At 72.1% G+C, this 11,482-nt stretch carries 11 protein-coding genes and 1 riboswitch; of the genes, 8 read left to right on the forward strand and 3 right to left on the reverse strand.

Annotation, left to right across the window (positions count from 1 at the left end):
* Nucleotides 1–134: 134 nt before the first annotated feature.
* A complete protein-coding gene (locus AB0J42_RS27575) occupies nt 135–956 on the reverse strand; it encodes a helix-turn-helix transcriptional regulator (RefSeq protein WP_364299479.1) in 822 nt (273 codons plus the stop codon).
* A gap of 222 nt (nt 957–1,178) precedes the next feature.
* On the opposite strand from AB0J42_RS27575, the gene AB0J42_RS27580 reads away from it, so the two are divergent.
* Both AB0J42_RS27580 and AB0J42_RS27585 read left to right on the forward strand, forming a co-directional pair.
* Entirely contained in the window at nt 1,179–1,682 is a 504-nt protein-coding gene (locus tag AB0J42_RS27580; RefSeq protein WP_364299345.1) for an ATP-binding protein, read from the forward strand.
* A gap of 78 nt (nt 1,683–1,760) precedes the next feature.
* Nucleotides 1,761–4,166, forward strand: a complete 2,406-nt coding sequence (locus AB0J42_RS27585) for a helicase-associated domain-containing protein (protein ID WP_364299347.1) — start codon at nt 1,761–1,763, stop codon at nt 4,164–4,166.
* Between the two features lie 127 nt (nt 4,167–4,293).
* Here AB0J42_RS27585 and AB0J42_RS27590 read toward each other — a convergent pair whose 3' ends face one another.
* Complete coding sequence (locus tag AB0J42_RS27590; RefSeq protein WP_364299349.1) at nt 4,294–4,878, reverse strand: histidine phosphatase family protein; 585 nt, start codon at nt 4,876–4,878, stop codon at nt 4,294–4,296.
* A gap of 82 nt (nt 4,879–4,960) precedes the next feature.
* Nucleotides 4,961–6,154: a hypothetical protein gene (locus tag AB0J42_RS27595; RefSeq protein WP_364299351.1), complete on the reverse strand. Its 1,194-nt coding sequence runs from the start codon at nt 6,152–6,154 to the stop codon at nt 4,961–4,963.
* 72 nt (nt 6,155–6,226) lie between these two features.
* Here AB0J42_RS27595 and AB0J42_RS27600 point away from each other — a divergent pair, with 72 nt between their 5' ends.
* From AB0J42_RS27600 to AB0J42_RS27625, 6 genes are all read left to right on the forward strand, one after another.
* Nucleotides 6,227–7,081: a Gfo/Idh/MocA family oxidoreductase gene (locus AB0J42_RS27600; protein ID WP_364299353.1), complete on the forward strand. Its 855-nt coding sequence runs from the start codon at nt 6,227–6,229 to the stop codon at nt 7,079–7,081.
* A gap of 4 nt (nt 7,082–7,085) precedes the next feature.
* Nucleotides 7,086–7,209, forward strand: a riboswitch (cobalamin riboswitch).
* Between the two features lie 71 nt (nt 7,210–7,280).
* Nucleotides 7,281–8,234, forward strand: coding sequence for an ABC transporter substrate-binding protein (locus AB0J42_RS27605; RefSeq protein ID WP_364299355.1), 954 nt, complete (start codon nt 7,281–7,283; stop codon nt 8,232–8,234).
* Between the two features lie 38 nt (nt 8,235–8,272).
* On the forward strand, nt 8,273–9,304 hold the full coding sequence (locus tag AB0J42_RS27610; RefSeq protein ID WP_364299481.1) for an iron ABC transporter permease: 1,032 nt from the start codon (nt 8,273–8,275) through the stop codon (nt 9,302–9,304).
* Nucleotides 9,301–10,074, forward strand: coding sequence for an ABC transporter ATP-binding protein (locus AB0J42_RS27615; RefSeq protein WP_364299357.1), 774 nt, complete (start codon nt 9,301–9,303; stop codon nt 10,072–10,074). The genes AB0J42_RS27610 and AB0J42_RS27615 overlap by 4 nt, the downstream gene beginning before the upstream one ends.
* A complete protein-coding gene (locus tag AB0J42_RS27620; protein WP_364299359.1) occupies nt 10,071–10,706 on the forward strand; it encodes an adenosylcobinamide amidohydrolase in 636 nt (211 codons plus the stop codon). Before AB0J42_RS27615 ends, AB0J42_RS27620 begins: the two co-directional genes overlap by 4 nt.
* 63 nt (nt 10,707–10,769) lie before the next feature.
* Nucleotides 10,770–11,342 carry a Uma2 family endonuclease gene (locus tag AB0J42_RS27625; protein WP_364299361.1) on the forward strand — a complete coding sequence of 191 codons (573 nt, stop codon included), beginning with the start codon at nt 10,770–10,772 and terminating at the stop codon, nt 11,340–11,342.
* The last annotated feature ends 140 nt before the right edge of the window (nt 11,343–11,482 follow it).

Here is an 11,482-nt window from a genome sequence, read left to right on the forward strand (position 1 = left end):
AGATCGTAGGTGAGAGAACAGGTCACAGCATGACGATGGACCTACTACAGGCAGTTACGCAGCCGAACGCCAAGATCTGTGAATGTAGTACCGGACAGGTCGCCTGCGGGCATGCCGTTATAGGTCTGATTCATCTACATCTTTCTGAGAAGTCCGCCGATGAGCTCGACGGTGCCCCCGGGCGTGGTGCTCTCCACGCACAGCTGCTCCATGGCCGTGAGGTACGGGTCGATGTCCTCGCGCTTGTCCAGGTACAGGGCACCCCAGAGCTGTTCGACGTAGACGACGTCCGACAGGTCGGACTCGGGAAACCGCAAGATGCTGAAAGCGCCTCCCTCAGCGGCGTGCATGCCGTACCTGAAGGGCATCACCTGAAGGGTGATGTTGGGCAGGGCGGCGACCTCCAGCAGATGGCGGAGCTGCTCGGCCATCACCTTGCGCCCGCCGATGGTCCGCTTGAGCGTCGCCTCGTCGATGACCGCCCAGAGCCGGGGGCCGTCGTTCTTGGTGAAGCGCTCCTGCCGCTGCATGCGCAGATGCACGCGGCGTTCGATTCCTTCGTCGGGCACGTCGGGATTGCCGAGCTGGATCACCGATCGCGCGTACGCGGCCGTCTGCAGCAGGCCGGGCACGAACTGCACCTCGTACGTACGGATCATGCTCGCGGCCTCTTCCAGCCCCACGTAGGTGGTGAACCAGCTCGGAAGTTCCTGCGAGTAGTTCTGCCACCAGCCGGGAGTGTTGGCCTCTCGGACCATCTCCAGAAGAGCACGGCGTTCGGCATCGTCGACGACGCCGTAGAGCGTGAGCAAGTCCTCGACATCACGTGTCTTGAATCCGACGCGCCCGAGCTCCATCCTGCTGATCTTGGACTCGGAGGCGCGGATGTGGAATCCGGCCTGGTCGCGCGTGAGCCCGCGCTTCTCGCGCAGGCGCCGCAGGCTCGCACCGAGCATGATGCGCCGTACGGTCGAAGCGGAACCGGGCGGATCGATGGACACGTGGTGCTCCTTGGTCGTTTCCTTGGCACTCAGTCTGTCACTTCACGGCCGAAAGATCATGGGCCGCGGCCAAGATCCCCTTTCCCACCAGATTGACCTTTTGGGGAAACCGTAGCGAATGCACGCGGTGTCTGCACGTGCATTCGCTCTTGCAACTGCACGAGAGTTTGGCGCACAATGATCAATGTGCAATCCACCACGGCAGCCGGCCAGTGGACCACGTTCGACTGGTGGCCCCCCGTCGGCTGGTGGCCGGAGGCGGCGAGCGACCTCCTCGAACCCGGGCCGGCCGCGAGCGCCACGATCGTGCTCCCTCCCAGCGCCCAATCCGTCCACTGCGCCCGCAGCTACGCCGCCGGCGTCCTCACCGCCTGGGGCCTGACCGAACCGGCCGAGAACATGCAGCTCGTCGTGTCCGAGCTGGCCACCAACGCGTTACGGCACGGCCTGCGCCCCGGCGACCCCTGCGGGCTCGGTCCCGTGCACATGTCGCTGGTGCGCCGCGGCAATCTGGTCACCAGCGCCTTCGCCGATCCCTGCTCCTCGGTGCCCGCGCTGCGATACTCTGGCCCTCTCGACACCGGCGGCCTGGGTCTCCACATCGTCGACTCACTGAGCCTTCGCTGGGGCTGGTCCGCGCTCTCGCCCCACGGGAAGATCGTGTGGGCGGTCCTCTCCTGACCGGGAGTGATCTGCACTACCGTGGATGGTCATGGCTCACGGTGAGTTCCACGCGCGACCCCATGGAAGTGCAGAACGATGGACGATCACCTGCTCGGCTGGCTACGGACCCTCGACGAAGACAGGCTCGCCCGCGTTCTGACGCACCGGCCTGACGCCCTGGCCGCGCCCTGGCCCCGGCGGCTCGACACGCTGGCCCAGCGGCTCACCAACGGCTTCGCCGTGATGGCGGCGCTGCGCACCCTCCCCCTTCCCTGCCTGCAGCTCGCCGAGGCCTGCCTGGTCCTCACCCGGCCCACCGCCGACCGGCTGGCCGAGTTCCTGGGGGCGCCGCGCGCCGACGTCGACCGCTGGCTCGGCCACCTCTACGACCACGCGCTGGCCTGCCCCGCCGACGACGGCGAGATCCGCCTGGCCGAGGCGGTGGCCCGAAACTGGAGCGAGCCGCTCGGCCTCGGCGAACCGCTCGGCCACTACCTCGACTCGTGGACCATCAGCCGCGACGCGCTGCGCGCCCTGTCCCAGAACCTCGGCCTGCCGCCCCAGGCCAGCAAGCGCCGCACGGTCGCCCGGGTGAGCGCGGCCCTGGCCGACCCCGACCACGTGGCCGCGCTGCTGCGCCACGCCCCCGAGGGCACCGCCGCGCTGCTCGACGAGTTCGCCTGGCGCGGCCCCGTACGCGACGTCGACGGCGGCAGGTTCGTCACCACCGGCACGCCCGAGAAGTGGGCGGCCGACCACGGCCTGCTCTACCGGTCGAGCTGGAACGTCGCCGAGATGCCGCGCGAGGTGGCGCTCTGCCGGCGCGGCCCCGGCTTCCGCCCGCCGTTCACGCCGCACCCGCCCGAAGTGGCCGTGATCCCCGTCGACCCCGAGGAGGTCGACCACCTGATGACGCTCGCCGCGCCGCACGTGGTGGAGCGCTGCGCCGCCCTGCTCGACAACACCTCCAAGACACCGCTGCCGCTGCTCAAGACCGGCGGCGTCGGCGTGCGCGAGGTGCGCAGGATCGCCAAGGAGACCGGCTGCGACGAGGACGAGACCCGGCTGCTGCTGGAGATCTGCGCGGTGGCGCGGCTGCTCGCCTGGGACGAGGAGTCCGGCGGCCTGGTGCCCACCGAGCGGTTCGACCGCTGGCGGCTCGACGAGAGCGCCGCCCGGCTGCGGGTGCTGCTGTCGGCCTGGTGGCGGATGGAACGCTCGTCGCTCCGTAAGATCGACGGCCGGTACGGCACGGTCCTCGGCGACGAGCAGGCCGGCGCCGCGATCGCCCGCATCCGCCACGCCGTGCTCGCGGCGCTGCTGCGGCTGCCCGCCGGCACCGCCGTCGCCGACCGCGACAGCCTGGTGGCGAACGTGCGCTGGCACGCCCCGCTGACCGACCCCGACCTGCTCGACCGGTGCGCCTCGGCGGTGCTCGACGAGTCCCGGCTGCTCGGCCTGGTGGCCAACGACGCGCTCACCGACCTCGGCCGGGCGCTGGCCGGGCTGGCCGCCAAGGCGGGCGGCGAGAGCGACGACTCCGCCCCGCTGGTCGAGCACGACCCCGCGCTGGTGGAGGCGTCCGTCCGGGCGCTGGCCAGCGTGCGCAGGAGCGCCCTGTTCGGGCCCGACCTCACCGCGGTGGTGACCGGCCCGCCGTCGGCGGAGCTGGCCGAGCTGCTCGACCGGGTCGCCGAGCGCGAGTCGCGGGGCGCGGCCTCGGTGTGGCGGTTCACCACCGAGAGCGTGCGCCGCGCCCTCGACCGCGGCTACGACGCCGACGAACTGCTGGAGGAACTGTCCGGGGTGGGCGCCATCCCGCAGCCGCTGGAGTACCTGGTGCACGACGTCGCCCGCCGCCACGGCGAGGTGACCGTCACCACGGTCGGCTGCGTCGTGCAGGCCTCCGACCCCGCGCTGCTGGCCGAGATCGCCGCCCACCGGCGGCTGGCCAGGCTGGGGCTGCGGCTGCTCGCCCCCACCGTGCTGGTCGCCGCCACCGGCGCCGAGCGCACCCTCGCCGCCCTCCGCGAGGCCGGGTACGCGCCCGTACCCGTCGCCGACACCGGCGAGATCGCCATCCGGCGCACCCGCGCCGAGGAGCCCCGCAGCGGCAAACTCATCCTCCTGCCGGGCGGGCAGGTGGCCGAACTGCCCGACGCCGAACTGCCCGGCGGGCCGCTGATCGCCGAGCCGCCGCCCGACCCGCACGAGCACGCCCGCCGCCTGATCGCCGAGAGCCGCCAGGCGGGCGAACGCAACGGCCGCACCTGGGCCGTCATCGGCCGGATGGCGACCCGGCTGCCGACCGCGCAGCAGTCGCTGCTCGGCTTCGTGGTCGACCGGGGCGTCCGGGCGGGCATCAAACTCACCGACGGCCTGACCGCCACCATCAGCCACGGCGAGCTGCGCGGCGGCGCGCTGGACGCCTGGTGCGAGGAGGCGGGCGACTACCTGGAGTTCCCCCTCGCCGAGATCGTCGAGGTCAAGGGAGCCTACTGACGCCCGCCGCTCCCGCCCAAGGACGTCGCGCCTCTGTCCGGCCTGGCGTCCGTCGCTCCCCGCACCCCGCCCGAAGACGGCGGCGTCGCGCCTCGTCCGGCCGGGTGTCCGTCGATCCTCTGGCACCTCAGAGCCGGCCGGCCGGGGCGTTCCACGTCCTGATCACCGGTTCGCCGTGCTCGAAGGCCAGCCGGGAGTAGGTGCCGGTGTCCAGCCGGAACAGCCGCCCGTCGGCCGGGTCCAGGCGCAGCCAGCGCGCGGTGAGCACGCGCAGCAGGTGGCCGTGCGCGACCAGCGCCACCCGCCCGTCCGTCTGCATGGCCCGCTCGATCACCCGGTCCGCGCGGGCGCCCACCTCGGCGGCGCTCTCGCCCGGCGTCTTGCCCGGGGGCACGCCGTCGCGCCACAGGTACCAGCCCGGCCGCTCCTTCCTGATGTCGGGGGTGGTGACGCCCTCGTAGCCGCCGTAGTCCCACTCCCACAGATCGGGGTCGACCTCGTACGAACCAAGCCCGGCCAGGTCGGCGGTCCGGGTGGCACGTTGCGCGGGCGAGACCAGGACGAGCCCGAACGAGATCTCCCTGAGCACCGGGATGAGGGCCTTGGCCTGCTCCTCGCCGCGCGGGGTCAGCGGCACGTCGGTCCGCCCGGTGTGCCTGCCCGTCCTGCTCCACTCCGTCTCGCCGTGGCGGAGCAGCACCATCTCGTCCATCACCCCATCATCCGGCACCGCTCCGAGGCCGCTTCAAGCAGCCGGGTGTCCGCGGCAGGCATGCCCTGCTCGGCACCGGGCGTCAGGAGCCCGCGGCCGGCGTGTCCTCCTCTACGTCGCTGGAAGGCTCGTACCGACTCGATCTGATGAGCGGGACCGCCGCCGCCAGCACCCCGGCGGCGGCCGGCGCGGGCACCAGCGACGAACCGAGATCGCCCAGATACTGGTCAGCCATACCCTTCAGCACGACGCCGGGGATCGCAGCCAGGGCGACGAGCGTGAGCAGCGTGCCGCCCGAGCGGCCGAGCAGCCGGGGCGGCGTGATCACCTGCCGGTGGCTGAGCAGGGCGATCGCCGCCGTCGCCGCTCCGGCCAGCGGCAGCGCCTCACCGAGCGTGTACCCGATGGCCCCGGACGGGAACGCGAACAGCAGCGCGAACGGCGACGTCACCACGACGGCCAGCCAGGCCAGCCGGAGTGCCTCCGTGCGGCGGTGCAACAGGACGGCGGCGAGCGCCCCTACGAGGGGCGCCAGCAGGACGATCGACTCCAGGACCTCCGCGCTCCCGGCTGGCCGGGCGATCAGCCGCTGCAGCAACGACAGCGCCACAAGGTAGACGGCGATCGCCCGGAGCTGCGGATGCGTCAGCGTGAACCGGACCCCCTCCACCGCCTCCCCCCACAGCCCCGCCCGCGGCGGTGCGGGCTCCTCGGCCACGTCCACCTGCCGGAACAGCAGCGCCGCGACCACGAACCCCGCGGCGGGCACCGCCAGCACCGTCACTACGAGCGGCGTGTACAACGGCCCCATGGTTGCGGCGGAGATCAGCGCCCCCGCCGAGGCGACCCCGTACAGCAGCGCGTTCACCGGCACGAACCGGTCCCGCCCGGTCACCGCCGGGAGGTAGGCCTCCACCGACAGCACACTCGTGAAGGCCACCAGCATCACGGCCCCGAGCGCCAGCATGAGGTGAACCTGCGTGACCGTGCCGGTCAGGACGGCGGGCACGAGCGAGCCGAGCGCGACCGCCCCGGCCACTCCCGACCAGACCAGCGCCGACCGGCGTGCCACCCGGTCCACCAGCACGCCCAGCGGCACCGGCAGCAGGAGCGCCAGCAGGCCTGCCAGCAGGATCACCGGCAACACGTCGAGGAGGCCATCCATGTCCAGGAACACGAGGAAGACGCCGGCCAGGCTCGTTTCGGCCCATAACGCAATCTGGAGGACCACGGCACCCGCGACGAAGGGCACGAGAGGCCGGTTGGAAGTGATCATGACGGCATCGTGTCATCGCGCGTGTCCGAGTAGGGTCACGAATCGGGACTGATCACGTGGAAAGGGATCACGATGGAGCCGGTGGCCGTCGGGCTGGTCGGAGCGGGACCGTGGGCCGAGATGGCGCACGCGCCTATGCTGGCCGCGGGCCCGCACACCAGGCTGGCCGGCGTCTGGGCGCGCAGGCCCGAGTCGGCCGCGCGGCTCGGCGCGCCCGTGTACGAGCGGCTGGAGGAGCTGTTCGACGCGTGCGAGGCGTTCGCGTTCTGCGTGCCGCCCGCGGTCCAAGCGGAGCTCGCGGTGCGGGCCGCGCGGGCGGGCAAGGCGCTGCTGCTGGAGAAACCGCTCGGCGACTCGCTGGCGAGCGCGCGCCGCCTCGCCGACGCGGTCGCCGAGTCGGGCGTGCCGAGCCAGCTCGTGCTCACCCTGCGGTACGCGGCGGGCACTCGGGCCTTCCTTGACCGGTGCCGTGAGATCGAGCCGTTCGGCGGGCACGCCGCGAACATCTCCGGCGTCCTCACCGGCGACCATCCGTTCGCCACCCCGTGGCGGCTGGAGCGGGGCGCGCTGCTCGACGCCGGGCCGCACATGCTGGACCTCATGGACGCCGCGCTCGGCCGCATCACCGGGGTGCGTGCCCACGGCCACCCGCTGCGCTGGACCGGGCTGCTGCTGGAGCACGAGGGCGGCGCGGTCAGCGAGATCTCGCTGACCCAGGCCGCGGCCGGCGACCCGCCGCCCGCCACCGCGGCCGTGTACGGCAGGAAGGGCACCGCGGTGCTGACCCCGGGCGGCGATCCGCTGCCCCTGGTGGCCGAGGAGTTCGCCCGCACGGTCCGGGAAGGCGGGCATCCGCTCGACGCCGCCCGCGGCCTCCACCTCCAGCAGGTGATCGAGGAGGCGGAGATCCAGCTCCGTACCCCTTGACGCCGACGCCTAAAGGAGGATTGATAGCGTTTGTCCGACGCGCAGTGCCGCAGCGAAGTCCGGTGAGAGTCCGGCGCTGTCCCGCAACTGTCATAGCCAGGTCGCCTGCCACTGCGTGACGTCATCATCCCTCGTGGAAAAGGGTGATCCGTCGCTTATCGCGGGTCTCTCGGTTCCGACAGTGTGAAAGGACTCTCTCGTGAGGCCCGTACGCAAGGCCCTCGCGGGCGCGCTGCTGGGAACGCTGCTCCTGGCCGGCTGCGGCCAGACCGGCACGACAGCCAACCCCGCCCCCGCCACCAGCCAGACCGCCACCACCGAGACCGGCGCCGGCTTCCCCGTGACGGTGGAGGCCGCCAACGGCAAGGTCACCATCGAGAAGAAGCCCGAGCGCATCGTCTCCCTGTCGAGCGTCCACACCGAGTCGCTCTTCGCCATCGGCGCCGGCCCCCAGGTGATCGCGGTCGACGACCAGTCGAACTACCCGCCCGAGGCGCCCAGGACCGAGCTGTCCGGCTTCAAGCCGAACGTCGAGGCGATCGTCGCCCAGAAGCCCGACCTGGTCGTGGTCAGCGACGACATCGACCACGTGGTCGCCGAGCTGACCAAGGTGAACGTCCCCGTCCTGCACGAGCCCGCCGCCGAAACCCTCGACGAGGCGTACCAGGAGATCCTCGACCTCGGCACCGCCACCGGCAACCTGGCCAAGGCCGAGGAGGTGGTCGACGGCATGAAGACCGCCCTGGACGAGCTGGCCGCCGGGGCCGCCGCCGGGAAGGGCCTGACCTACTACCACGAGCTCGACGAGACCCCGTACTCGCTCACGTCCAAGACGTTCATCGGCCAGATCTACGCCCTCTTCGGCCTGACCAACATCGCCGACGAGGCACCGGACGCGGCGGGCGGCTACCCCAAGCTGTCGGCCGAGTTCATCGCCCAGGCCGACCCCGACCTGATCTTCCTGGCCGACGTGAAGTGCTGCCGGCAGAACAAGGAGACCCTGGCCCAGCGCCCCGGCTGGAAGAACCTCACCGCCGTCAAGAAGGACCGGGTCATCGAGCTCGACGACGACATCGCCTCCCGCTGGGGGCCGCGCGTCGTCGACCTGGCGAAGGCCATCGGTGACGCGGTGGCGAAGACGGCCTCGGAGTAGTGCTCGCCGAGCAGGCCACCGGGCGGGCGCAGGACCCGGTGGCGCAGGTCAAGCCCGCCCGGGCCCGCCCGGGCGCGCTGCTCGTGGGGCTGGCGCTGCTGGCCGCCGTCATGATCGCCGGGCTGCTGGGCGGCGCCGCCGACATCGCGCCCTGGCAGGTCGTCCTCCAGGTCGCCGACTGGCTGCCGCTGGTGTCCGTCGACTCCGGGCTGGCGCCCGTCGAACAGGGGCTGCTGTACGAGCTGCGGCTGCCCAGGGTGCTGCTGGCGGCCGTGGTCGGCGGGCTGCTGGCCATGGCCGGGGCGGGATACCAGGGCGTCTTCCGCAACCCGCTGGCCGACCCGTACCTGCTGGGCGCCGCCGCCGGGGCCGGGCTGACCACCACCGTGGCCGTCGTGCTGCTGCCCGACTCGGCGCCCAGCACGCCCGTCGCGGCGTTCGTCGGCGCCGTCGGTGGCGTCTTCCTCGCCTACGGGCTGGGCAGCGCCGCCGGGAGGAACGGGGGCACCGCGACGCTGGTGCTGGCCGGGGTGGCCGTCACCTCGTTCCTCACCGCGGTCCAGACGTTCGTGCAGCAGCTCGGGGTCGAGGAGCTGCGGCGCGTCTACTCCTGGATCCTGGGCGACGTCGGCGGCGGCTGGGAACAGGTCCGGCTTGTCCTGCCGTACGCGGCCGTCGCCGCGGCGGTGCTGATGGTGCACGGGCGGATGCTGGACGTGCTCGCGGTCGGCGACGAGGAGGCCGGCGCGCTCGGTGTGCGGGCGGCCCGCGTCCGGTTCGTGGTGCTGCTGGCCGCCTCCCTGGCCACCGCCGCCGCGGTGGCGGTCAGCGGGCTCATCGGGTTCGTCGGCATCGTCGTGCCGCACGTGGTGCGGCGGCTCGCCGGCGGCTCCTACCGCAGCGTGCTGCCGCTCTCGCTGATCGGCGGCGCGACCTTCCTGGTCCTCGCCGACCTGCTCGCGCGGACCGTCATCGCCCCCGCCGAGCTGCCCATCGGGGTCGTCACCATGTTCGTCGGCGCGCCGTTCTTCGTGGCCGTGCTGCGCATGACGCGGGGGACCGCGACATGATCCGGGCCGAATCACTGTCGGTACGGCTCGGCGGGCGCGACGTGCTGCACCGGGTGGACCTGCACGTGCACCGGGGCGAGTGGCTCGCGGTCATCGGGCCCAACGGCGCCGGCAAGTCCACGCTGCTCAAGGCCGTCATGGGCGTGCTCGACCACCAGGGGGAGGTGGCCATCGAAGGGCGGCCCGGCCACGGGCTCAAACCCCGCGAACGGGCCCGGCTGATCGCCTACGCGCCGCAGACGCCCGCCCTGCCGCCCGACATGACGGTCTTCGACTACGCGCTGCTCGGACGTACCCCGTACATCCCCTACCTCGGACGGGAGAGCCGCCGCGACCGGGAGATCACCGCGGGCGTGCTGGCGCGGCTCGGACTGACCTCCTTCGCCGCCCGCCGGGTCGGCGAGCTGTCCGGCGGCGAGCGGCAGCGGGTGGTGCTCGCCCGCGCGCTCGCCCAGCAGGCGCCGGTGCTGCTGCTCGACGAGCCCACCACCGCGCTCGACCTCGGCCACCAGCAGCAGGTGCTGGAACTCGTCGACCGGCTGCGGACCGCCGACGGCCTCACCGTGATCAGCACCCTGCACGACCTGACGCTCGCCGGGCAGTACGCCGACACGCTCCTGCTGCTGGCCGGCGGCCGGTCCGTGGCCCGCGGCGCCCCCGCCGACGTGCTCACCGGCCCCCTCGTCGGCGAGCACTTCGACGCCCGTGTCATGATCGAGCCGGGCCCCGGCGGGCGGCCCGTCGTACACCTGGTCAGAGGAGGGACGTGAAGCTCGGCTACCGCGTCGAGGACGGCGACCGGCTCGGATCGCTGCTCTGGGAGTTCGGGCCGGGCTGGCGGATGATCTCCTCGGCGATGCTCGGCGGCGGCATCGGGCCGCGTACGTGGGTGCTGAACGCCCAGGTCGTGGCCGGATACTCGCGGATGGACCCGGTGGAGCACCTGACCGAGCTCGGGCCGGGCGGTGACGGGGTCGGCATGATGACGGCCGCCTCCGTCGACCGCTACACCCGCGCCGTCGACGGCGGGGCCGAGGCGGTGGCCACGGTCGGCTTACGGGTCCCGACCTGGGCGGCGGCCCCCGAGGGCGCGGCCGACCCGGAGCTGGCCCCGCTGGCCGGCACCGTCAACATCGTCGCCATCCTCCCGGTCGCGATGACGGACGCCGCCCTCGTGAACGCCGTCATGACCATGACCGAGGCCAAGACGCAGGCCCTGCTGGAAGCCGGCTACCCCTGCACGGGCACCGCCTCCGACGCCGTCTGCCTGGCCGTCCCTGACTCGGGGCCACAGGAGGTCTTCTGCGGGCCGCGCTCGGAGTGGGGCTCCCGGCTCGCCCGCGCCGTCCACACCGCCGTCAAGGAAGGCGCCTCTTCGTGGCGGCCCGGTTACCGAAGGTAAGGAAATCTGGGTAAGTAGCATGTGGGAAAGGGCCGGATTCCCGATACTGGGCGGGTGACCATCATGGCGACGAGCGAACCGACGACCACGAGCACGGTTCTTCCGGGCAGGCCGCCGTTCACTGTCGATGACCTGCTCAAGTTCCCCGACGACGGGAACCGATACGAGCTCTTCAACGGGAGCCTACTGGTGAGCCCTGCCCCTACCCCCCTCCACCAGCGCGTCATCTTCCGCCTCCAGCGGGTCCTCGACGACGCCTCACCTCCGGAGCTTGAGCCGTTGTCGACGGTGAACCTGCGGGTGAGCGACAAGGACTTCTTCATCCCAGACCTGGTCGTGGTGCCGATGGCGTCCACCGAGCAGGTGGAGCTGATGTTCTCGCCCGAGCACCTGCTGCTCGCGGTCGAGATCGTCAGCCCGAGCACCAAGGCACGCGACAGGGCCCTCAAAGTGGAGGCATACGCGGCGGCCGGGATTCCCGTTTACTGGCGGGTGGAGCTCGACGAGGGACCCACGCTCTACGTGTACGAGCTGGACGGCGACGAGTACGGCCCGCCGACCGCCTACAAGGCCGGGACCACCGCCGATCTGGCGAAGCCGTTCCCCGTCAGCTTCGACCCTGCCGAGCTCGGGTGATTTCTCAAGGGATGTAACGCCGGGCGGGTGTGGCGCGATAGGGCGTCGTGAGGGGTTCTTACGTCGGGGGAAGTACTGCAACCGCTTCTTCATACGCGGCTCTATTGACTTACGACAGGTGATTGGGACCCTGGTTGTAA

The sequence above is a fragment of the Nonomuraea sp. NPDC049649 genome (genome assembly GCF_040675175.1).
In the GTDB taxonomy this organism is placed as follows: Bacteria; Actinomycetota; Actinomycetes; order Streptosporangiales; family Streptosporangiaceae; genus Nonomuraea.